Origin of the sequence: Actinomadura mexicana (assembly GCF_900188105.1) — a bacterium.
Lineage (GTDB): Bacteria > Actinomycetota > Actinomycetes > Streptosporangiales > Streptosporangiaceae > Spirillospora > Spirillospora mexicana.
Map to the genome: position 1 here is coordinate 523,548 of NZ_FZNP01000004.1, position 23,665 is coordinate 547,212.

At 75.4% G+C, this 23,665-nt stretch carries 6 protein-coding genes; 1 reads left to right on the plus strand and 5 read right to left on the minus strand.

The genetic code is table 11. The features are described from left to right. The 5 genes from CHC11_RS43420 to CHC11_RS13695 form a co-directional block, all read right to left on the minus strand. Complete coding sequence (locus CHC11_RS43420; RefSeq protein ID WP_089312062.1) at positions 1-15,051, minus strand: type I polyketide synthase; 15,051 nt, start codon at positions 15,049-15,051, stop codon at positions 1-3. A 70-nt stretch (positions 15,052-15,121) separates the two neighbouring features. Next, entirely contained in the window at positions 15,122-16,456 is a 1,335-nt protein-coding gene (locus tag CHC11_RS13680; protein ID WP_089312063.1) for an NAD(P)/FAD-dependent oxidoreductase, read from the minus strand. Next, the gene (locus CHC11_RS13685; protein ID WP_089312064.1) at positions 16,453-16,740 is read right to left on the minus strand and encodes an acyl carrier protein; all 288 of its coding nucleotides are present in this window, start codon (positions 16,738-16,740) and stop codon (positions 16,453-16,455) included. Before CHC11_RS13685 ends, CHC11_RS13680 begins: the two co-directional genes overlap by 4 nt. A 20-nt stretch (positions 16,741-16,760) precedes the next feature. Next, positions 16,761-18,248, minus strand: a complete 1,488-nt coding sequence (locus CHC11_RS13690) for an amino acid adenylation domain-containing protein (protein WP_089312065.1) — start codon at positions 18,246-18,248, stop codon at positions 16,761-16,763. Next, positions 18,245-19,384, minus strand: coding sequence for an acyl-CoA dehydrogenase family protein (locus CHC11_RS13695; protein WP_089312066.1), 1,140 nt, complete (start codon positions 19,382-19,384; stop codon positions 18,245-18,247). The genes CHC11_RS13690 and CHC11_RS13695 overlap by 4 nt, the downstream gene beginning before the upstream one ends. Positions 19,385-19,844: 460 nt before the next feature. Here CHC11_RS13695 and CHC11_RS13700 point away from each other — a divergent pair, with 460 nt between their 5' ends. Next, a complete protein-coding gene (locus CHC11_RS13700) occupies positions 19,845-23,639 on the plus strand; it encodes a type I polyketide synthase (protein WP_089312067.1) in 3,795 nt (1,264 codons plus the stop codon). Positions 23,640-23,665: the final 26 nt, after the last annotated feature.

Here is a 23,665-nt window from a genome sequence, read left to right on the forward strand (position 1 = left end):
TCACTCCAGGGAGCTCGGCTCGTGGCCGTTGGCACCGTGCACGGCGCGGATGAGTTCGTCCACGTCCATGGCGTCGACCGTGCTGATCTCGTCGTCGCCGGGGGTCTCGCCGTCGCCGCCGTCCGCCGGTCCGGGGCCGTCACCTTCCGGGCTGACCAGCTCTTCCAGCTGTTGCGCGAGATCCGCGGGCGTGGGGCAGTCGAAGATGACGGTCGCGGGCAGCCGCAGCCCGGTGGCCGCGGCCAGGCGGTTGCGCAGTTCGACGGCCGTGAGGGAGTCGAATCCCATCTCCAGGAACCCGCGGTCGGCGTCCAGCGCGGTCGCCGAGCCATGGCCGAGGACCGCGGCGGCCTGTTTCCTGACGAGGTTCAGCAGGGCCTGGCGCCGCTCGACCGCGGCCATCCCGGCGAGGCGGCCCGCCAGTCCCGCGGAGGCACCGTCCTCGCGCGCCCGCGGCACCGGCCGGGCGCCGCGCGGCACCAGCCGGCGCAGCACGGCGGGCAGCGTCCCCTCGGCGTCCTGCGCGCGCAGCGCCCCGCGGTCGATATGGGCGGCCACGATCAGCGGCTCCCCGGCGAGGGTCGCGTGGTCGAACAGGTCCAGGGCCTCCGCGACGGGCATGGCCTGCGCGCCGGCGCGGGCGAGCCGGCCGCGGTCCTGGGCGCTCATCTGGCCCGTCAGCGCGCTCTCCGGTGCCCACAGGCCCCAGGCGATCGACGTAGCGGCCCGACCGCCCGCGTTCCTGGCCCCGGCGAGCGTGTCGAGGAACACGTTGGCCGCGCCGTAGTTGGCCTGCCCGGGATTGCCGAGCAGCCCGGCGGCCGACGAGAACAGGACGAACATGCCGAGATCAAGGTCACGGGTGAGCCGGTCGAGGTGCACGGCGGCATCGACCTTGGGGCGCAGCACGGGCGCCAGGCGTTCAGCGGTGAGGGACGTGAACACCGTGTCGTCCAGCACCCCCGCCGTGTGGACCACCGCCGTGAGCGGGCGGTCCGCCGGAACCCCGGCCAGCAGGTCCGCCAGGGCCGCGCCGTCGGCGACGTCGCACGCGGCCAGCCGCACGTCCGCGCCCAGCTCGGCGAGTTCCGCACGCAGCCTCTCCGCGCCCGGCGCGGCTTCGCCCTGGCGGCTCACCAGCAGGAGACGGCGCATCCCCCAGGGGCCGGCCAGGTGCTTGGCCACCAGGGCACCCAGCGTCCCCGTGCCGCCGGTGACCAGCACCGTGCCCGCTGGATCGGGCGCGGGCGGGATCGTCAGCACCAGCTTGCCGACGTGCAGGGCCCGGGCCATGAAGCGGAAGGCCTCGGGCGCGGCGCGGACGTCCCAGGTGCGGACGGGGAGCGGCTTCACGGCGCCGTCCCGCAGCAGTCGGACGACGTCGTCGAGCATCGTCCGGATCAGCTCCGGGGTGGTGTCCGGTACCAGGTCGACCGGCCGGTACACGACGCCCGGGTACGCGGCGGCGACCTGTTCGGGGTCCCGGCGGTCGGTCTTCCCCAGCTCGACGAGATGACCCCCGCCGGGCAGCACGCGCAGCGAAGCGTCGACGAGCTCGCCGGCCAGCGAGTTGAGGACCACGTCGACGCCCTCGCCGCCGGTGGCGGCGAGTACCTGGTCGGCGAACGCGGTGTCCCGCGAGGACGCGATGTGAGCGTCGTCCAGACCCATCCGCCGTAGCGCGTCGTGCTTGGCCGGGGCGGCCGTGGCGAACACCTCGGCCCCCAGATGGCGGGCGAGCTGGACCGCCGCCATGCCGACCCCGCCGGCCGCCGCGTGCACGAGGACCCGCTGCCCGGCGCGCAGGCCCGCGGTCCGGTCGAGGGCGAAGTGGGCGGTGAGGAAGGCGGAGGGCACCGACGCCGCCTGCTCGAACGTCCAGTCCGGGGGCATTCGGACGAGCCGGCGGTGATCGGTGACGGCTTCGGTGCCGAACGCCGCCGGCATCAGCCCGAGGACCCTGTCCCCGGGTTCCAGCCCGGTCACGCCGGGGCCCGTCGCCTGGACGACGCCGGCCCCCTCGCCGCCGATGAACAGGTCGTCGTCCGGGGGCATCCCCAGAGCGACCAGGAGATCGTGGAAGCTGATCCCGGCCGCGCGGACCCGTACCCGCACCTGCCCCGGCGCCAGCGGTTCCCCGGTCTCCGGGCACGCCGCCACGGACATGGCGTCGAGGACGCCGGCCCGGTCCGCTTCGAGCCGCCACCGCCCGCCGGGAGGGGGCGTCAGCGCGTGCGGCGGGCCCGCCGGCGCCAGCCGCGGGACCAGCGCCGCGCCGCGCCGGATCGCGATCTGGGGCTCGTCGCCGGCCAGCGCGTGCGCGAGTGCGGCCGCTCCGTCCCGCCCGTCCAGGTCGGCGAGGACGATCCGGTCGGGATTCTCCGCCTGCGCGGAGCGGAGCAGGCCCCACACCGCAGCCGCGGCGGGGTCGCGCACCTCGCCGGGTCCCCCGGCCGCGACGGCGAGGCGGGTGGCCACGACCAGCCGCGCTTCGGCCGTCCGGTCGTCGGCCAGCCAATCCTGCACGTCGCGCAGGACGGCGCCGGTCAGGTCGAGAGCCGAACCGGGCAGGCCGGCACCGGCCGCCGCCGCGCAGGGGAGCACCACCACGCGGGGGCAGGGCGCACCGCCCGCCAGCGCGCCGAGGAACGCGGCCATGCCGGGATAGGAGTGCGCGGAGATCCCCGCTCCGCCCAGCCCGGCGGCCAGGCCGGGCGCGTCCTCGCCGAGTACGGCCCAGCCGCCGCCGGCGCGGGTCTCCGGAAGTGGCAGCGGAACCCAGTCCATCCGGAACAGGGACCGGTCGGCCCTGTTCGCGGCCGCCGCGAGCCGTCCGGCCTCGACCGGCCGCGTCACCAGGCTCTCGATCCGCAGCACCGGGTCACCGGTCCCGTCCGCCGCGGTCAGCGCCACCGTGTCCGGGCCGGCCGGCGATATGCGGACCCGCAGGGCCGGCGCACCGGACGCGAACAGCGAGACGCCGGCCAGGCTGAACGGCAGCCGCACCGTCCCCGTGCCGCCGTCTCCCTGCCCGGCGGACGGGGCGAGCACCATCGCGTGCAGCGCCGCGTCGAGGACGGCGGGGTGCACGCCGTACCGGCCCGCCTCATCGCGCACCTGGGCGGGCGGCGCCACCTCGGCGAAGATCTCCTCGCCGCGCCGCCACGCCCGGGCCAGCCCCCGGAAGGACGGGCCGTAGGTGTAGCCGGCCTCCGCGCCCGCGGCGTAGAAGGCCTCCGGGTCCAGCGGCACCGGCTCGGCGCCGGGCGGTGGCCAGTCGGCCAGCGGGACCGGGGCGGTGCCGCCATCTGCCGCCAGCACCGCGGACGCGTGCCGCGTCCAGTCCCCCGCCTTGCCGGCGTCCCCGTCCGGCCGCGAGTAGACGGCCGCCGTCCGGTGCCCCGCGTCGTCGAGCGGACCCACCGCGAGCTGGAGGCACAGAGCCTCGTCGCCGCTCAGCAGGAGCGGGGCTTCGAGGGTCAGCTCCTCGATCCGCGGGCAGCCGGCCTCGGCGCCGGCCCGCAGCACCAGCTCGGCGAACCCCGTCCCGGGGAGCAGGCTCACTCCGTTCACCGCGTGATCGGCCAGCCACGGCTGGGTACCGGCCGACAGCCGTCCCGTCAGCACCAGGCCGCCGCCGTCCGCCAGCTCCACCGCGGCACCGAGCAGGGGATGGTCCGCCGACGCCACGCCGAGGGCCGCGGGGTCGGCGGCGGCGCTCTCGTCGTCCATCCAGAACCGCCGCCGGTCGAAGGCGTAGGTCGGCAGCGGGACGCGGCCGCCGCCGGGGATCAGCGCGGCCCAGTCCAGGTCGGCCCCGTTCGCCCACGCCTCGGCCAGCGCGGCCGTGAAGCGGGCCATGCCGCCTTCGTCGCGGCGCAGCGACCCCACGGTCACCGGCTCGCGGGCGCCGTCCGCCGCCAGGGCGTTGCCCAGCACCGCGCCGGTCAGTACCGGGTGCGGGCTCGCCTCGACGAACATGTCGAAGCCGTGATCGAGCAGCGTCCGGGCCGCCTGGTCGAACCGCACCGGTTCCCGGAGGTTCCGGTACCAGTACCGCGGGTCCAGCCCGCCGGTGTCGACCGGCTCGCCCGTCACCGAGGAGTAGAACGGTATCCGCGCACCCTGGGGGGCGATTCCGTCCAGCCTCGCCAGGAGCGCGTCGCGCAGCGGCTCGACCTGCGCCGAATGCGCCGCGTAGTCCACGCCGATCCGGCGGATCCTGATCTCCTGCCGCTCGCACTCGGCGGCCAGCTCGTCCAGCGCGCCGGCGTCACCGGCCACGACGACCTGCGACGGGCCGTTGACGGCCGCGATCGTCAACCGCCCCTGCCAGGGGGCGAGCAGCCCGGCCGCCCGCTCCTCGCCCGCCTGCAGCGAGGCCATTCCCGCGGAGCCGGCCAGCCGGGCCAGCGCCGCCGACCGCACCGCCACCACCTTCGCCGCGTCCTCCAGCGACAGCGCGCCCGCCACGCACGCGGCGGCGATCTCGCCCTGGGAGTGCCCGACGACCGCCGCGGGATGCACGCCATGGTGCCGCCAGAGCCCGGCCAGCGAGACCATCACCGCGAACAGCGCCGGCTGCACCACGTCGACCCGGTCCAGGCCGGGCGCTCCCTCCGACCCGCGGATCACCTCGGTGAGCGACCAGTCGGTGTGCGGAGCCAGCGCCCGCTCGCAGTCGCGGACGAGGTCGGCGAACACGGGGCAGGTGTCCAGGAGTTCCGCCGCCATCCCGGGCCACTGGCCGCCCTGGCCGGGGAACACGAAGACGATCCGCGGCCTGCGGTGCGCGGTGCCGTACACCAGCCCCGGATCCGGCTCGCCCTCGGCCAGCCGCGAGAGCCGGCGGACGCGGTCGTCCCTGCCGCCGCCGAGCAACACCGCCCGGTGCGGCAGCGCCGCACGCGAGGTGGCCAGGCTCCAGCCGATGTCGCGCGCCCTCGGCCCGGGCCCGTCCGCGAGCATCCGGCGCAGCCGGTCGGCCTGCAGCCGCAGCGAGGCCGGGGACGCCGCCGACACGGGCCAGGGAACCGGCGGCGCCGCCTCCTCCCCCTCCGCGGCGGCCCCGGCCGCGCCGGGTGCGGGCGCGCTCTCCGCGTCGCCGTCCCGCTCCGGCGGCTCGGCCGGCGGCTGTTCGAGGATGAGGTGGGCGTTGGTGCCGCTGACCCCGAACGAGGACACCCCGGCGCGCCGGGGACGTCCGGTCTCAGGCCACGGCGTCGCCTCCACGGCGAGGCGGAGATCTCCCGCCGACCAGTCCACGTGGCGGTTCGGCTCGTCCACGTGCAGCGTCGCGGGCACCACGCCGTGCCGCATCGCCAGCACCATCTTCATCACCCCGGCGGCCCCCGCCGCCGCCTGGGTGTGGCCGATGTTCGACTTGACCGACCCCAGCAGGACCGGGCGGCCGGGGGGCCGGTCCTGCCCGTAGGTCGCCAGCAGCGCCTGCGCCTCGATCGGGTCGCCCAGCGTGGTGCCCGTCCCGTGCGCCTCCACCACGTCCACATCACCGGAGGTCATCCCAGAGATCCGCAGCGCTTCCCGGATCACCCGCTGCTGCGACGGCCCGTTCGGCGCGGTCAACCCGTTCGACGCGCCGTCCTGGTTCATCGCGGACCCCCGGATGAGCGCGAGGATCTCGTGTCCCCGGCGCCGGGCCTCCGACAGGGGCTCGACGAGAAGCAGGGCGACGCCCTCCGCGAACCCGGTCCCGTCCGCGGCCTCGGCGAACGCCTTGCACCGCCCGTCCGGGGACAGCGCGCGCTGCCGGCTGAACTCGACGAACACCTTCGGGCTCGATATCACCGCCACCCCGCCGGCCACCGCCATCGAGCACTCCCCCGCCCGCAGCGACTGGCACGCCATGTGCAGCGCCACCAGCGCGGAGGAGCACGCCGTGTCCACCGTCACCGCCGGGCCCTCCAGCCCGAACACGTACGACACCCGTCCCGAGATCACCGCCGGGGTGCTGCCGGTGACGGCATACCCCTCCGCGCTGCGCGGCGCCAGCGGCGCCCCGGTCGCGTAGTCCGTCGGACCGGCACCGACGAAGACCCCCGTCCGGCTCCCCTTCAGGCTCCCCGGGTCCACACCGGCATGCTCGAACAGCTCCCAGCTGGTCTCCAGGAGCAGCCGCTGCCGGGGATCCATGGTCGCTGCCTCGCGCGGGGAGATCCCGAAGAACTCCGCGTCGAAGTCCGCCACCCGGTCCACGAACCCGCTCTCGCGCACGTAGGACGTACCCGGATGATCGGGATCGGGGTCGAACAGCCCCGCCAGATCCCAGCCCCGGTCGCCGGGGAACCCCGACACCGCGTCACGGCCGCCGGCCAGCAGCCGCCAGTACTCCTCCGGCGAGTCCGCGCCCCCCGGGAGCCGGCAGGCCATCCCCACGATCGCCATCGGCTCGCCGGCGGCGGGCACGGGGCCGGGCATCCCGGCCGGCGCGGACTCCGCGGCGGGGTCCGCCGGTCCGCCGGGGGCGAGTTCGAGCAGGTGGCCGGTGACGGCCGCGGCGGTGGGGTGGTCGAAGGCGAGGGACGCCGGCAGGCGCAGCCCGGTGGCCTCGTTCAGCCGGGTCCGCAGCTCGACCGCGGTGACGGAGTCGGATCCCAGCTCGGTGAAGGGGCGGTCGGGGTCCACGTCGCCGGCGCGCTCGTAGCCCAGCACGGCCGCGGCCTCGGTACGGACCAGGTCCAGGACCGCCCATTCCCGTTCGGACTCGGGCAGCCCGGCCAGCAGCCGGGCGAGGGCGCCGTCGCCCGCCTCGTCCTCGCCGCGGCCCGGTGCCCCGCCGTCGGCGCCCCGGGCATCCGGCAGGTCGGCGAGCAGCGGCCGTGAGCGGGCCGCCGTGTAGAGGGGGGCGAAGCGCTGCCACTCGACGTCGGCGACGACCACGGACGTCTCGTCCCGGTCGAGCACCTGCCGCAAGGACCGCAGCGCCTGCCCGGGATCCAGCAGGGGCAGCCCCTGCCGTTCCGACTGGCTGGTGAACATGTCCCGCACCGCGAGATCGTCGGAGTCCTCGCCGAAGGCGTTCCAGAAGCTCCAGGCGATGGCGGTGCCCGCCCGGCCACCGGCGCGCCGCCGGGCGGCCAGTGCGTCCAGGTACGCGTCGGCCGCCGCGAAGACGCCGTTCTCGGCCGCACCCCAGACGCCCGCGACGGAGGAGAACAGGACGAAGGCGTCCACGGGATCGGCGGAGTCATCGCTCAGCACCTCGTCCAGGACCCGCGCACCGGTCACCTTGGCGCGCAGCGTGCCGGCGAGCTGCGCCGGCGTCGTCCCGGACAGCGGACCGGGCTCGGGGACGACCGCCGCGTGAAGGACGGTCCGCACCGGTCTGCCCGCCGCTCGGGCCTCGCGCAGCAGGCCCTCCAGGGCGGCGCGGTCGGCCACGTCGCACGCCGCCACCGTCACCGGTGTACCCGACCGCACGAGCTCCGCCTCCAGCTCGGCCGCACCCGGCGCGGCCGCACCACGCCGGCCGGCGAGCACCACGTGCTCGGCGCCGGAGGCGGCGAGCCACCGGGCCAGGCACCGGCCGAGCCTGCCGGTGCCGCCGGTGACCAGCACGCTCCCCCGCGGCCGCCAGTCGCGTGCCGCGGGCCGGCCGGAGACCGGGTCGCGCACCAGCCGCGGCACGTACACACCGCCGTCCCGCACGGCGAGCTGGTCCTCCGCGCCCAGGCCGCCGCCCAGCGCTCCGCACAGCCGGTCGAGCGCCTCCGGGGAGGACGATCGGGGCAGGTCGACCAGGCCGCCCCAGCGTTGCGGGTGCTCCAGGCCGGCGACCCGCCCCAGGCCCCATGCCTGGGCCTGGACGGGCGACTCCAGATCGCCGCCCGTCCCGTCCGCCCCGACCGCGCCGGTGGTCGCCAGCCACATCGGGATGTCGGCCCCCACCTCGCCCAGGGCCTGCACGAGCGCCAGCGTGGCGGCCAGCCCCGCCGGCACGTCCGGGAACTCCTGGTGCGGGCGCTCGTCCATGGCAAGCGTCGACAGCACCCCCGCCGCACCCCCGCCCGTCTCCTCGCGGAGCAGGCCGGCGATGCGGTCCCGGCCGTCCCTCGCCGGGTCCAGCACGAGCAGCCGTACGACCGCGCCCCGTGCGGCGAGGGCGCCCTGCGCCGCGGCCGCCCACTCACGTCCAAGGCCGGTGCCGGGCGCCAGGACCAGCCAGGTCCCGCCCGGTCCCGCTTCGCGGGGGTCGGCGGCAGGGCGCCAGTCGACGCGGTAGCGCCAGGCGTCGAGCTCGTGGCCGGCGACGTCCGGGATCGCGCCGGGCCGCGGACCGTGCCCGGCGAAGACCGGCCGCACGTCCACGCCGGCGCCATGGACGTACGCCTCGGCCAAGGAGGACATGAAGCGCCCGGTCCCGCCGTCGTTCCTGCGCAGCGTGCCGAGCGCCCGCGCGCCGGCGGCGCCCGCCTGCTCGGCCGTCTCCTCGACCGCCGCCGTGAGCACCGGGTGCGGGCTCGCCTCGATGAACAGGTCATGGCCGTCCGCGAGCAGGGCGCGGACGGCCTTCTCGAACCGCACGCACTGGCGCAGGTTGCGGTACCAGTACCCCGGACCGAGCTCCGCCGTGTCCAGCGGCTCCCCGGTCACCGACGAGTAGAACGGCACGTTTCCCGGGCGAGGGGTGATCCCGGCCAGAACGCGCTCGAGCCGCTCGGCGATCCGCTCCACGTGCGGCGAGTGCGAGGCATAGTCCACCTCGACGCGCCGGAACCGGACGCCCTCGCCCTCGCAGACGCCCGCCAGGTCCCCGAGGGCGCCGGCGTCGCCGGAGACCACGACGCTGGTCGGCCCGTTGACCGCGGCGATCGAGAGCCGGTCGTGGAACGGGCTCAGCAGCCGTTCCGCCGCGTCCTCGCCGAGGGCGACCGCGGCCATGCCGCCCCGGCCGGCCAGGTGCGACAGCTCCGCGCTGCGGAGCGCCACGACGCGGGCGGCATCGCGCAGCGACAGCCCTCCGGCGACATGGGCGGCGGCGATCTCGCCCTGGGAGTGCCCGGCCACCGCGGCGGGCTCGACGCCGTAGGAGCGCCACAGTTCGGCGAGCGAGACCATCACCGCGAACAGCACGGGCTGCACCACGTCGGCGCGGTCGAGCCCCGGCGCGCCGGGCTCGCCGCCGACGACCGCGCGGAGCGACCAGTCGGTGAACTCGGCCAGCGCCTCCCCGCATGCCCGCATGTGCTCGGCGAAGACCGGCTCGGACGTCATGAGGTCGGCGGACATCCCCTGCCACTGCGCGCCCTGCCCCGGGAACACCAGGGCGGTCTTCGACTCGCCCCCGGCGACGCCCTGGACCAGGTTCGGCGCCGTCCGCCCGTCCGCGAGCGCCGTCAACCCGTCCCGGAGGCCCCCGGCGTCGCCGGCCAGCACGACGCCGCGGTGCGCGCCCGAGCGCGGCAGGGCGGCCAGCGAGGATCCCACGTCGAGAAGGCCGGGCTCCTTGCTCCCCGCCGTGAACTCCCGCAGGGCCGCGGCCTGGGCCCGCAGCCCCGCGCTGCTGGACGCGCTCAGCAGGCACGGCACCGGCGGCCGGTCGCCGTCGGTGCCGGCGGCCTCGCGGTACCAGTGGCGACGATGCTGCCACGGGTAGGCGGGCAGGCCGACCGGTCGGCGCGGCGCCTTGGCCGGAGCGGGGGCGGCGCCCGTCACGAACAGCTCCGCGGCGGTGCCGGCGATCCGGTCCAGCGGATCGTCCGCGCCTGCCCGGTCACCGGCCCGGTCGGCCGGCGGGCCCGGCGGCTCGTGCGGCAGGACGTCGACGAGCGCGTCCACGCCGGCCGCCGCGAGTTCGGCGCCGGCGCGCTCCGGCGGGCCGGCGGGCCCGGCGGCGCGGACCCGCTGGGCCAGTTCCCGCACCGAGGTGACCGGGCCTTCTCCGTCGGCCCGTATCTCGGGTAGGCGGCCAGGCCGGAGGGCGATGCCGGATACCTGCCCTACCGCCACTCGCAACGCGTCGTCCAGGTCGAGCCGTCCCGCCGCCCAGGCCGCGCCCAGCAGGCCCGCCCCTTCGCCGAGTACGGCTTCCGGAGCCAGCCCGACCGTGGCCCACAGCCGTGCCGCCGCGACGTGATGGCACAGCAGGTAGGCCGCCGGGGCCACTTCCGGCGGCCCGGCGAACGGGTCGAGAAGGATGCCGGTCAGCGCTTCGAGGCGTTCGCCGCACGAGCGCAGCGCGCCGGCGTACTCCGGTGCCGACGCCAGCCGCGCCCGCAGGCCGTCGGCCGGAGGCTCGGCCCCGAAACGGAAGCCGACGGTGCGCCGTGCGTCATCGGGGACGTGCCCCGTCCTGACGGCGGGCGGGGTGTTCCCGGCCGCCGCCTCTTCCAGGGCGTCCGCGATGGCGGCGGCGTCCTGGCCGGTGACGGCGAGCCGGTGGCTCAGCCAGGAGCGGCGGTAGGCGGCGGTGAAGACGATGTCGTCCAGTTCGCCGGGCGCCTCCCGAAGCCGGGCGGCCAGACGTCCCGCCGCCTGGCGCAGCGCCGCCTCCGCGGCCGCGGTGACCATCAGGACGTAGGGGGGCGCCTGGCGGGGCGGGACGGCCGGCGCCGGGGGCTCCGGCGGCTGCTCGACGACCACGTGGGCGTTGCTGCCGCTGAATCCGAACGAGCTCACGCCCGCCCGCCGGGGGCGGCGCCGCCGCGGCCACGGCCGCCGCTCGGTCACCACCGAGACGGGGAGCCGGTCCCAGTCGATCTGCGTCGACGGCCGGTCCAGCGGATGCGGCGGCAGCTCCCCGTGGCGGAGCGCCAGTATCACCTTGAGCAGCCCGGCGACCCCGGCCGCGGCCTCGAGGTGCCCGATGTTGGCCTTGGCCGCGCCGATCAGCAGGGCCTCGTCCGCCGCGCGCCCCGGCCCCAGCGCCTCGGCGAGCGCCCGGACCTCGATCGGGTCGCCCAGCGGCGTCCCGGTGCCGTGGGCCTCGACGTAGTCGACCTCGTGCGGCGCCCAGCCCGCGGCATCGACCGCTCGCCTGATGACGGCGACCTGCGCGGACGCGCTGGGCACCGTCATGCCGCCGCTCGCGCCGTCCTGGTTGACCGCGCTGCCGCGGATCACCGCGTGGACGCGGTCCCCGTCCCGCACCGCCGCGCCGAGCGGCTTGAGGACGAGGGCCGCCGCCCCCTCGCCCCGGCCGTAGCCGTCGGCCGCGTCGTCGAAGGTCTTGCACCGCCCGTCGGGGGCCAGGGCGCCGGCGCCCGACATGGAGACCGACACCGTGGGGGCCACGATCACATTGGCCCCGCCGACGACGGCGACCTCGCAGTCGCCCTGCCGCAGGCCCTGGCATGCCAGGTGGACCGCGGTCAGGGACGACGAGCACGCGGTGTCCACGGCGATGCTGGGACCGCTGAGGCCGAGGAAGTAGGACAGGCGGCCCACGGCCGCGGCGAACGTCGTGCCGGTCCCGTAGAAGTGGTCGACGTCGGCCATATCGCGGGTCAGCAGCTGCTGGTAGTCGGCGGTGTTGAGCCCGAAGTACACCCCCGCGGCCCGGCCCTCCAGCGCGTGCGCGGGCAGCCCGGCGTCCTCCAGCGCCTCCCAGGCGACCTCGAGAAGGAGCCGGTGCTGCGGATCGAGCGACCTCGCCTCTCGCGGCGAGACGCGGAAGAACTCCGCGTCGAATCCCGCCACCTCGTCGAGGTAGCCGCCGCGCGTCGGGACGCCCGGCCCCGCCTCCGCCCAGATCGGGTCGGCCCGGCGGACGGCGGGCAGCGCGCGGACGGCGTGCCGTCCCTCGGCCAGCAGTCCCCAGAACCGCTCCGGCGAGTCCGCGCCGGGCAGCCGGCACCCGAGGCCGATCACCGCGATGGCGTCCTCCGCCGGCCCCCCGTCGCCCGCGCCCCCGGCGCCCGCCGCCGTGCCGCCGGCCGGGACGGCGGGCCGGGCCGGCGTCCCCCCGCCCGCGGCGTCCGGGGCCGCTTCGGCCAGGAACGCGCCGAGCGCCTCGATCGTCGGCTTCTCGAAGACGATCGTCGCGGGCAGCTCCAGGCCGAACTCCGCCGCCAGGCGGTCGCGCAGCTCCAGTGCGGTCAGCGAGTCCAGGCCCTGGTCGAACAGGCCGCGGCGCCGCGCCGGCCGCCGGTCGGCGCCGAGGCCGAGGATCTCCGCGACGTGCTCCTCGACGCGCCGCAGGAACCCGCCGTCGTCCCGGACGCTCCGGGCGGCGGGCGGCGCGGGCACCGGAGCCTCGGCGCCTCCGGAGGCGGTGCCGGCGGCCGCGACGGGAGCCGCCGTTGCGACCGGGTGCGCCACCATCTCGCCGATCACCCTGCCGTCGGCGTCGAGCATGCTCAGCCGCACCTGCGCCGGCGGCGCCGCGGCGCCCGGGCCGGCCGGACCGCCCCCCTGATCGCCGGGCCGCACTCCCGGCAGCCAGTGCCGGTCGCCGCCCCAGGTCGGAACCGGCAGCGTCCGGTACCGCCCCGGCAGGCCGGTGATCTTCGTCCAGTCCACGTCGACGCCGCCGACATGGAGCCGCGCGGCCGTCCTGCAGAGCGCGAGCGGCCCGGGCTCGTCCCGGCGCAGGGTCCCGGTCACCGGGCCCCGGCGCCGCCGGCGGCCGGCGGCGTCCGCCAGCGGCCGGACCAGCGTGGGGTGCGGACCGATCTCGACGAGGGCCTGCTCCCCCTCGGCGAGCAGCCCGTCGATCGCGGGCCACAGCAGCACCGGGTCGGTGAGGTTGCGCTCCCAGTAGCCCGCGTCGAGGCGCACGCCGGGACCGTCCGGCACCACGCTGGAGAGCAGGCGCAGCGAAGGCTCCGCCGCGGTGAGCTCGGCGGCCGCGGCGCGCAGCCGCGGGCCGCACCCGGCCACCACCGGGCTGTGGAACGCGTAGCCGCCGGCCAGCCGTTTGCAGCGCAGCCCGCGTTCCCCGAGTGCCGCCGCGGCCGCGTCGACACCGTCCGCGGGCCCGCTCAGCACGACCGACTCCGGCCCGTTGACGGCCGCGACGGCGACCCGGGGACCGAGCTCTCCGATCGCCGCCATGACCGCGTCCCGGCTCGCGCGGACCGCCAGCATGGCGCCCTGACCGGACGTCTCCTGCAGGATCTCCCCGCGCCGGACCGCCAGCAGCACGGCGTCCGGGAGGGAGAGCGCACCGGCCGCGTGAGCGGCGGCGATCTCGCCGACGCTGTGCCCCACGGCGGTCTCGGGCCGGATGCCGCACCCGGCCAGCCACCTCGTCAGCGCCACCTGAACGGCGAGGAGCGCGGGCTGGGCGACATCCGTCCGGCCGAGCCGGCTGTCACCGGTCCGCCGCAGCTCGTCGACCAGGCTCCACGCGGCATGGCGCCGGATGAGAGCGTCGCACTCGTCGAGCGTCTCCCTGAACACCGGCGAACTCTCGTACAGGTCCGCGGCCATGCCCGGCCACTGCGCGCCCTGGCCGGAGTACACGAACGCCACCGCGGGCGGGCCTTCGGGATCGGCGGTGCCGGCATAGGCGCCCTCCGGTGGCTCCAGCGGATCCCCCAGTGCCGCCATCAGCTCGTCCGGCCCCGCCGCCACCGCGGCGTACCGGTGCCGTTCATGGGTCCGCCGGGTGGCCGCCGATGCGAGGAGGTCGCCGAGCGCCGCCCCGCACCCGGCCACCCGCTCCCGCATCGCATCGACCTGCTCGGCCACTCCGTCCTGGTGGAACGCCGAGGCGAGCAGCACGTACGGCGCCGGCGGCGGACCGGGCGCCGCGCTCCCGGCGGGCTCGTCGTCCGCGCCCTCCACGATCACGTGGACGTTCGTCCCGCTGAGCCCGAAGGAGCTCACCCCGGCGCGCACCGGCCGGTCCGCCACCGGCAGGCCGGCCGCGGCGACCGGCACCGCGATCGTGCCCCCCTCCCAGTCGACCGCCGAGGTGAGCGGGCCTGGATCGGGCTGGGCGGGGACCTCCCGCGCGCGGGTGACCCACAGGCCCTTCAGCAGGCCCGCCGCTCCCGCCGCGCCGTCGGTGTGCCCGAACACCGCCTTGTTGGACCCCACGAACAGCGGGCGTCCCTCGGGCCGGCCGCTCCCGTAGACCTCGTCCAGGGCCATCAGCTCGACCTGGTCGCCCAGCGGCGTCCCGGTTCCGTGGGCCTCGGCGTAGTCGATGCCGGAGGCGCCGAGCCCCGCCTCGGTCAGCGCCGAGCGCAGCAGCGCGGCCTGCGCCATGCCGTTGGGCGCGGTGATGCCGAGGCCGCGGCCGTCGTGGTTGGCCACCGACGCGCGGATCACCCCGTGGATCCGGTCCGCGTCGGCGAGGGCGTCGGGCAGCCGCTTCAGCACCACGAGGGCGCATCCCTCGCTGCGCAGGATCCCGTCGGCGTCCGCCGCGAACGGGCGGCACCGTCCGGTGGGCGAGATCGCCCCGATGCTGCTCATGTAGACGCTCAGCTCGGGCGTGATCATCAAGCTGACGCCGCCGGCCAGCGCGGTGTCGCACTCCCCCGAGCGCAGGCTCGCGACCGCCTGGTGCACGGCGAGCAGGGACGAGGAACAGCCGGAGGTGACGGCGGTCGTGGGCCCGTGCAGATCGAACACGTAGGCCAGGCGCCCCGCCGCGAAGCTGAACTCGTTCCCGCTGGCGTAGTGGGGGCCGATCCCCTCGATCCCGCGCGTCTTCAGGTGCAGCGTCCCGTAGTCCTGGGCGAGCATCCCGAGGAAGGTGCCGGTGCGCGTCCCGCGCCAGGCGTCCATCGTCCGCCCGGAGTCGCTCATCGCCTCCCAGCCCACCTCGAGCACGAGCCGCTGCTGCGGGTCCATCACGCTCGCCTCGCGCGGCGATATCCCGAAGAAGGCCGCGTCGAACCGGTCTATCTCGTCGAGGAAGCCTCCGACGTGGCCGGCGGTGGTTCCCGGCCGGACGCGGTCCGGGTCGCTGTAACGCCGGCCCCAGCGGGTGGCCGGAACCGCTCGGAACACCGTGGTGCCGGAGGTGAGGACCGCGCCGAACGAGTCGAGGTCGCGAACCCCTCCGGGGAACCGGCAGCCGATGCCGACCACGGCGATCGGTGTGGAGCGGGCGGTGGCCGGCGCTGGTTCTGGCATTGCGGATTTCCTTGCTCTCCGAGGAGGTCCGGCGTTCGCGAAGGCGGATGGGGCCCCTACACGGCGCGGGCTAGAAGGAGGGCGCCATGGTCGGCGCGCGGAGCGTTCCGAGGTACGGGTGCCAGAGGTGGGTGGGGTCGTCCTCCACCGCGGTCACGGTCTCTCGCATGACGCGGAGCACTTCGGGCTCCTCCTCGTCGTAGAGATCGCCCTGCAGGAGCCGGATGACGTCGAGCCGGTACCGCGGGTCCTGCACGAAGGTGGTGAAGAGGATGTTCAGCCGGTAGTAGACCGAGATGAACTCGTACCAGTTGCGCACACCGTTGCGGATCGTCTTCTCGTACGAGGCGAACCTGGCGCGGCCGAAGTCCCCGGCGGCGGCCGCCGCGACGATGTCCTTGCTGGCCAGCCGGGCGCTGTTCAGGGCGACGCTCACCCCGCTCGAGAAGATCGGGTCGACGAAGCGCGCGGCGTCCCCGAGCAGCACGTACCGGTCGCCGCACACCTGCCGCATGGCGTAGCTGTAGTCGCCCTCGGCCTTGAAGGGCCGGACGCGGTCCGCCCGCCGGAGCCCCTCGTGCAGGTCCGGGCGGCTCGACACCATGTCCCAGAAGAACTTCTCGCGGTCGGTGCCCGCGGCCTTGAACCGGTGCTTCTGCGTCACGACGCCCACGCTCGTGACGGTGTCCGTGATCGGTATCTGCCAGACCCAGGTGTCGTTGACCGGCAGGAAGTGGACGTAGATGTAGTCGCCCTTCTCCCTGTCGCCGGTGAGGGCCCGCCGGTCGAGCCCGTCGAACCAGGCATGGACCGCGTACTGGTCGAAGACCGGATCCGTGTCCTTGATCCTCAACTGCCGGCCGAGCATGGTCTGGCGGCCCGAGGCGTCGACCATCATCCGGGCCGTGACCGGGACCTCGCGCGGCCCCATCCGGCAGGTCAGGGTGACCTGCTCGGGGTCGTCGAGGTCCGCGCGCAGCACCCTGATCCCCTGGAACACCCTGGCGCCCAGGCTTTCGGCGTGCTTGAGCAGGATCAGGTCGAACCGGCCGCGGTCGACGTGGAAGGTGTAGTCGCGGTCGACGCCCGGCTGGTCGCGCTCGCTGAACTCGATCTCCGCCGTGCCGAGGTCGTGGGCGAACTGCTCGGCCATGCTCGGCGAGCTCGCGGACGTCCACGCGGCGCCGTACTTCCTCGGGAAGCCGGCGCCGTCGATCTTCTCCATCGCGCCCGTCTCCAGCAGCACCCTGGTGGTGGCCGGGACGAGCGACTCGCCGACGTGCGGCCGGGGGAAGTTCTCACCCTCGAACACCGCCACCGACAGCCCGGCCTTGGCCAGGTACGCGGCCGCACTGGACCCGGCCGGGCCGCCGCCGACGATCACGACGTCGTAGTCGGTGCTCACGGCTTCTGCGCTCCTTCCGCCCCGGCCGGCGCCGGGACCATGCCGGCGACCAGCTTGCTGATCGCCTGGACGTCCCGGAAGTTCGCCTCGTTCATCTCCGTCAGCGGTACGCGTACGTGGATCTCCTCCCGCAGGAAGTTCAGCAGGATGGCGCTGTTCATCGAGTTCAGGACGCCCGACTCCAGCAGGGGGGTCGTGTCCTCCAGCTCTCCGTCCGGATCACCGTCCAGGAAGTTCTCGGCGATGAAGTTCTGTATCAGCGCCTTGATCTCGTCGATTGACATTTCGCTGTCCTTCCGCGCTTTCATGTCGCTTGGGAAACCGCTTGGTCCGAGCGGGCGGCGCGCCGGGCCAGCACCGGCCGGTCCACCTTGCCGTTGCCGTTCCTCGGCAGCTGCGCCAGGAGCCGCACCTCGTCGGCCACCATGTAGCGGGGCAGATGGCGTACGACGTGCCGCCGCAGCGCCAGGGTCCCGATCTCGCGGCCCGGATGCGGGGCCACGAAGGCCACGAGCCGGATGTCGACCCCCTCGCCCACCGCGACCACGGCGGCCTCCGCCACGTCGGCGTGCTTCTCCAGGACGTGCTCCACCTCACCGAGCTCGATCCGGTGCCCGCGGATCTTCACCATCTGATCGCCGCGGCCCAGGTAGTCGAACGAGCCGTCGGGGAGGACCCGGACGCGGTCCCCGGTGCCGTACGGCCCCCGTTGCGGCGGGAGCCCCCAGTACCCGCGCATCACCGTGGGGCCCTCCACCAGGAGTTCGCCCTCCTCCCCCGGCTCGGCGACTCCGCCGTCCGGGCGCCGCGCCCAGACCCGGTCACCTCCGGCCGCGACACCTATCGGGACCGGCCGGTCCCGGTCCAGGTCCGCCGGCGTGACCTCGTGGAAGGTGCAGACGTTGGTCTCCGTCGGGCCGTACAGGTTCATCAGCCGCGCGCTGGTCCACCCGGCGAGATCGCGGAGCTGCGCGATGGGGAACGGTTCACCCGCGAACAGGACCGCGCGCAGCGCCGCCGGCGCGGGCCGGTCCAGCAGGCCGTGCCGCATCATCAGCGCGAGAGCGGACGGCACCGAGTACCAGTGGGTGATCCGCTGCCGGTACAGGAACTCGACCAGCTGCATCGGGGCGAACGACAGCTCCGGGGGGATCAGGTGGACCGAGGCACCGGCGCGGAAGGCCACATACAGGTCGAGGACCGACAGGTCGAACGTGAAGGGGGCATGGTTGGCGAACCGGTCCTGCGGTGCCGGAGCGAGTTCGTCGTACGCCCAGTCGATGAACGCCCGAGCGTTCCGGTGCGTGATGCAGACACCCTTGGGCCTCCCCGTCGACCCGGAGGTGTACAGGATGTAGGCGAGGTCGTCGGGGGCCACGGGCTCGTTGACCGGCCGCGGCGCCGGGTCGGCCGGCGCACCGAGATCGGTGTACCCGGCCGCCGTCCCCAGCTCGGCCGAGATGCGCGGGATCCGGCCGCGGTCGGTCACCACGACGCGTGCCCCGCAGTCCCGCGCGATCGCCGCGACCCGGCCCACCGGGACGCTTCCGTCGGCGGGGACGTACGCGGCGCCGATCCGCAGGACGGCCTGCATCGCCGCCACGGTCGCCGCCGACTTCCCCGCCCACACCACGGCCCGGTCTCCGCGGCGGAGGCCATCGGCATTGAGCCGGGTGGCGAGGGCGTTGGAGAGGGCGTCGAGTTCGCCGTAGGAAAGGCCGCCGGACGGCCCGCCCACCGCCGGCGCGTCGGGCCGTGCGGCCGCGTCGATGACGAGTTGGTGGAGGCTCAAAGGCCCGCCTCTCTCGCGATCAGATCCAGCTGGATCTCGGTCGTCCCGGAGAAGATCGTGGTGGGCACGCAGTCCCGGAGCTGCTGCTCGATCCCGCCGTCGGCCAGGTAGCCGGCGGCGCCGAAGAGCTGGACGGCGTCGAGGCCGTTGGCGACCGCGGCCTCGGACACCGCGGTCTTCGACATGGCGATCGCGCCGACGTCGTCGCGCCCCTGGTCCAGCAGCCAGCAGGCGCGGTAGAGCAGCAGCCGCGCCGCCTCCAGCCGCTGCCGCATCCGGGCGATCCGGTGCGAGACGGCCTGGAAGCCGGAGAGCCTGCGGCCGAACTGCCGCCGCCGGGTCACGTGGCGGACGCACTCCTCCAGCTGGCGCTCCATCAGCCCCAGGTAGGCGGCGAACAGGCAGCTGCGCTCCCACGCCATCGAATACTGGAAGACCGCGCCTCCGCCGCCCTCGGTACCGAGGCGGAACCGTTCCGGGACCGCGCAGCCGTCGAACCGCACCCGTGCGGCCGGGCAGCCGTGCAGTCCCATCTTGGCGTGCGGCGGGCCGACACTGATCCCGTCGAGGTCGCGCGGTACGGCGAAGGCCGAGACGCCCAGGAACCCGGCGGACGGGTTCGTCACCGCGTAGGTCACGAACACGTCCGCGATGGGGGCGTTGCTGACGAAGGACTTCTCTCCGGTGAGGAGATACCCCTCGCCCGATCGCACGGCGGCGGTCCTGATCCGTCCGACATCGGAGCCCGCGTCGTCCTCGGTCATGGCGTTGCCGGCGATGAGCTCGCCCGCGGCCATGCCCGCCGGCAGCGTGGCGCGGACCTCCCGCGATCCGAACTCCCACACGGGGACGGCACAGGACAGCAGGTGCGCCGCGACGGCGAACACGAAGCCGGTGTCCGGGCAGGATCGGCCGAACGCCTCCAGGCTCAGGGCCGTGTCCAGCGCCCCCAGTCCCTCCCCGCCCTGGTCGGCGGGCAGGCAGAGGCCCGTCAGGCCGATGCCGGCCGCGGCCTTCCAGGCCAGCCGCACCGACTCCGGGTCGGTGGTCGCCTCGCGCGCGCCGAACTGCTCGGCGACGGCCGTGCGCACACGGTCTCGGCGGTCCCGCTGAGCGGCAGAGAAATCAAATTCCATAAGCCAATTTCCGGCGAGTGTTCGACATGGCGGGCAGCGGGCGCCCCCGCCCGGGCTCTCATGAATTGGCAAGGCGGCCCTCGGCCTCGACTGCCGCACCGGACATATAGGCGGTACGGCGCTTTCGACTCCCGATGCCCCAGCGGCACCGGTGTAAAGGTTAGGCTCTCGGATAACCGGCCCCCAACCCCTATCACCCCCCTTACAGGAGCCCACTGCCGCGACCAGAGACCCCTCACCGGCACGACAGGCCATCGTCCCAGTGCAGCCTCTGAAAAAATGGGCGAGGATGCCGGCTCGGCCGCGGCTAGGGGTAGGGGGCAGGACAGGGGTGTCAGGAGACGAGTGCCGGACAGTAGGGTCGATCGAGAATTGGCCTGTGTAAGAGTTACCATTCCCCGCGCAACCCCGGGACCGGACACGCAAAACCGCTCCGCGAAGCTAGGGAGCCATTCGACCGATGGCTGATGAAGAAAAGCTGCGCCACTACCTGAAGAAGGCGACCGGCGAACTGCAGCGCACCGCCCGGAGGCTGCGCGACGTCGAACTCAGGGATTCCGAGCCGATCGCGATCGTCGGGATGGGCTGCCGCTTTCCGCCCGACCTGCGGTCCGCGGCGCAGCTGTGGCGATTCGTCGCGGGCGGGGGGGACGGCATCTCGCCGTTTCCCGCGGACCGGGGCTGGGGCGCGGTGAACCTGGCCGGCACCGGCGACGACGGCGCGCCCCGTCCCGCGGCCTGCCAGGGGGGCTTCGTGGCCGGAGCCGACCAGTTCGACGCCGGGTTCTTCGGCATCGGCGAGCAGGAGGCGCTGGCGATGGATCCCCAGCAGCGGCTGCTCCTGGAGACCGCGTGGGAAGCGGTCGAGCACGCCGGCATGGCCCCGGCCGCCTTGCGCGGGACGGGCACCGGGGTCTACGCCGGGGTGTCCTACTGCCACTACGCGGCGGGGCCGCGGGCGACGCTCCAGGCGGCCGTCGACGACCATCTGGTCGTCGGCGGCTCGCCGAGCACGACGTCGGGCCGGGTCGCCTACGTGTTGGGGCTGCGCGGGCCGGCCATCAGCATCGACACCGCCTGCTCGTCCTCGCTCGTCGCCGTCCACCTGGCCTGCCAGGGACTGCGCCGCGGCGACTGCCGGCTCGCGCTGGCCGGCGGCGTCACGATCATGGCGACGCCGGACGTCGTCGTCGAGTTCGGCCGCCGCGGCGCGCTGGCCCCGGACGGCAGGTGCAAACCCTTCGCGGCCGCCGCGGACGGCATGGGATTCGGTGAGGGGGCCGGGCTGCTGGTGCTGGAGCGCCTGTCGGCGGCGCTGCGGAACGGCCACCCCGTGCTCGCGCTGATCCGCGGGTCGGCGGTCAACCAGGACGGCGCGACCAACGGGCTGACCTCGCCGAGCCGCACGGCGCAGGAGGAGGTGATCCGGCAGGCCCTGGCGGACGCCGGGCTCACCGCAGACCAGGTGGACGCCGTGGAGGGCCATGGAACCGGCACGGCGCTGGGCGACTCGATCGAAGCCGAAGCCGTGCTCGCGGCCTACGGCGAGTCCAGGACGGCCGAGCGTCCCCTGCTCCTCGGCTCGGTCAAGTCGAACATCGGCCACACCCAGGCGGCGTCCGGCGTGGCGAGCGTGATCAAGATGGTGATGTCCATGCGCGCGGGGACCCATGCGCGGACGCTGCACATCGACCGTCCGTCCGACTATGTCGACTGGTCCGGCGGGAAGGTCGTGCCGGCGGCCGAGCCGGCTCCGTGGCCGGCGGCCGGGCATCCCCGGCGCGCCGGCGTGTCGTCCTTCGGCATCAGCGGCACCAACGCGCACCTGGTCCTCGAGGAGCCCGCCGCGGTGGAGGTCGACGGCTCCGCCGCCGCACCGGGCGGCGCCGACGGTACCCCCGTGCCCTGGGTGCTGTCGGCGAAGACCGACCCGGCACTGCGCGCCATGGCCGGGGAGCTTCGCGACTTCGTCCGCGAGCACCCGGACACCGCCGACGACGACGTCGGGATCTCCCTGGCCCGGACGAGAACGGGGTTCCCCCGCCGGGCCGTGAGCCTGGGCACCACTCGCGACGAGCACCTGGCGGCGCTCGCGGCACTGGCCGGCGGCGAGCACGCGCCCCACATGGTCACCGGCGCGAACACCACCGCCGGGAAGGCGGCGGTGGTGTTCGCCGGCTCCGAACCCGACGCCCGCGCCTGGCGGAGCCTGGTCGCGCGCTTCCCCTCCGTGGTCGCGGAACTCGACGAAGTGCGCGCGCAGTTGGACGGCCACCTCGACGGGGCCGTTCGAGCATTCCTCGCCGCCCCGCCCCGGACCGCGGCGGCGAGCGCGGCGGAGGCACCGGCGGGGGCTCTGCCGGCCGCGGTGCACGGGCATGCCGTGGTGTTCGCCCTCCAGGCCGCCCTCTACCGCTTGATCTGCTCGTTCGGGTTCACCCCTGACCTCGTCGCCGGTTCGGGGATCGGCGCGATCACCGCCGCCCACGCCGCCGGTGTCCTGTCCCTGGCCGACGCCGGCGCTCTGGTGGCCGCCGCCTGCGCTCCCGGCGCCGACGGCACGGCGGCGGGCCTGCGGAGGGCGGCCGAGCGGGCCAGCTACGCCCGGCCGCGGATCGCGGTCGCCCCTGGCGGCGATCCCGGGCAGGCCGAGCGCCTCCGCTCGCCGGAGTACTGGGCGGACGGGGCGTACCTGCGGGCCGCCGCCGAGGACGTCCTGCGCGGCGTGCGGTCCCAGGGCACGGTGACGTGCCTGGAGCTGGGTCCCGGCACCGTCGCCGCCGCCGGGCGGGACGGGCGCTCCGCCGAAGGAGTGCTGGAATGCCTCGCCGAGGCGTACACGGCGGGAGCGGCGGTCTCCTGGGAGGCCGCCTTCGCCCGGCGGCCGGGCACCCGGCACGTCCATCTGCCCGGCTACCCCTTCCAGCGCAGGCGCTACTGGCTCGCCCCGTCGACCACGCCGGGACGCGGCGCGAGCGCCCTCGCGCAGGACGCGGGGCACCCGATGCTCGGGGACGCGATCGACCTCGCCGGCTCGACGGAGCGGAGGTTCACCCGCACCCTGACGGTGCGGGAGCCGTGGTACGTCGGGCAGTACCGGCTCCACGGCACGCCGGCGCTGCCGTCCGCCGCCGTCGCCGAATGGGCACTGGCCGCCTCGCGTGCGGCGGCGCGGGAGGGCCACGAGGCCCGGACGGTCGAGGATCTCGTCCTCGACGAAGTGATCACATTCCCCGAGGCGTCCCCGGTCACCGTCCAGACGTCGGCGGAGACGCAGGGGGCCGCCCCCCGGATCACCGGATTCAGCAGGCGTCCCGGCGGCACCGAGCCCCAGTGGACGCGCCGCTTCACCGCATCTCTCACGAAGAGCGACGCGCTTGTCCCCGGCCCCGCCGGCCTGGACCGGCTGCGGACCGCGCCGGCCGAACACGACCCCGGCTCGCTCTTCGCGCGGCTGAGCCGCTCCGGCGTCGACTACGGGCCGGCATTCCGGCGCATCACCCGCTGGTGGCGGACCGGCGACGAATCACTCGTGCTGGTCGAGAACGACGTGGCCGCCGCCGACGCCGACCGGTACCTCCAGCATCCCGTGGTGCTCGAGACCTGCTTCCTGTCCGCCATGCCGCTCACCTCCGACACCGGCCTGTGGCTTCCGGCGGCCATCGCCCGTCTCAGCTTCCACCGCGCCCTCCCCCCGAGGCTGTGGTGCCACGCCCGCCGGACCCGGGGCGATGCCGGCCGGCCCGGCCCGCTGGACCTGACGCTCATCTCCGACGCCGGCGAGACGCTCGCCGCGATCGAGGGGCTCGCCTATCGCGCCGTCGACCCGGCGGCGCTCGGCCTGCCGGCGGCGAGCGCCGCCGAACCGGGGCTCGCCGGGTCGTGGGATGCCGAGGAGCTGTCCCGGCTCGCCGTGACCGAGCCGGACAGGGCGCGGCGGATGCTGATGGACACCCTGTTCGGCCGGGTGACCGCGCTGCTCGACGGCCGGCCGGAGGATAGCGAGGGCCTGCGCGAACGCTTCGGCGACGCCCGGTTCGGTGAACTGGGCCTGGACTCCCTCCGCGCGATGCGGCTGCGGGACCAGTTCCGCTCGCAGCTCTCGGTGGACGTCCCACCGCAGCGCCTCTTCGGCGACGCCACCGTCGCGGACATCGTGGAAACGGTGTGCCGGTTCCTCGCGGTCCGGCATCTCGCGATGACCGGAGACGAGCGGCCGGGTGACGCCGGACAGTCCGAAGAACTCATCCTGTGAACACCGGCGAGCTGCCAGGAAGGCAC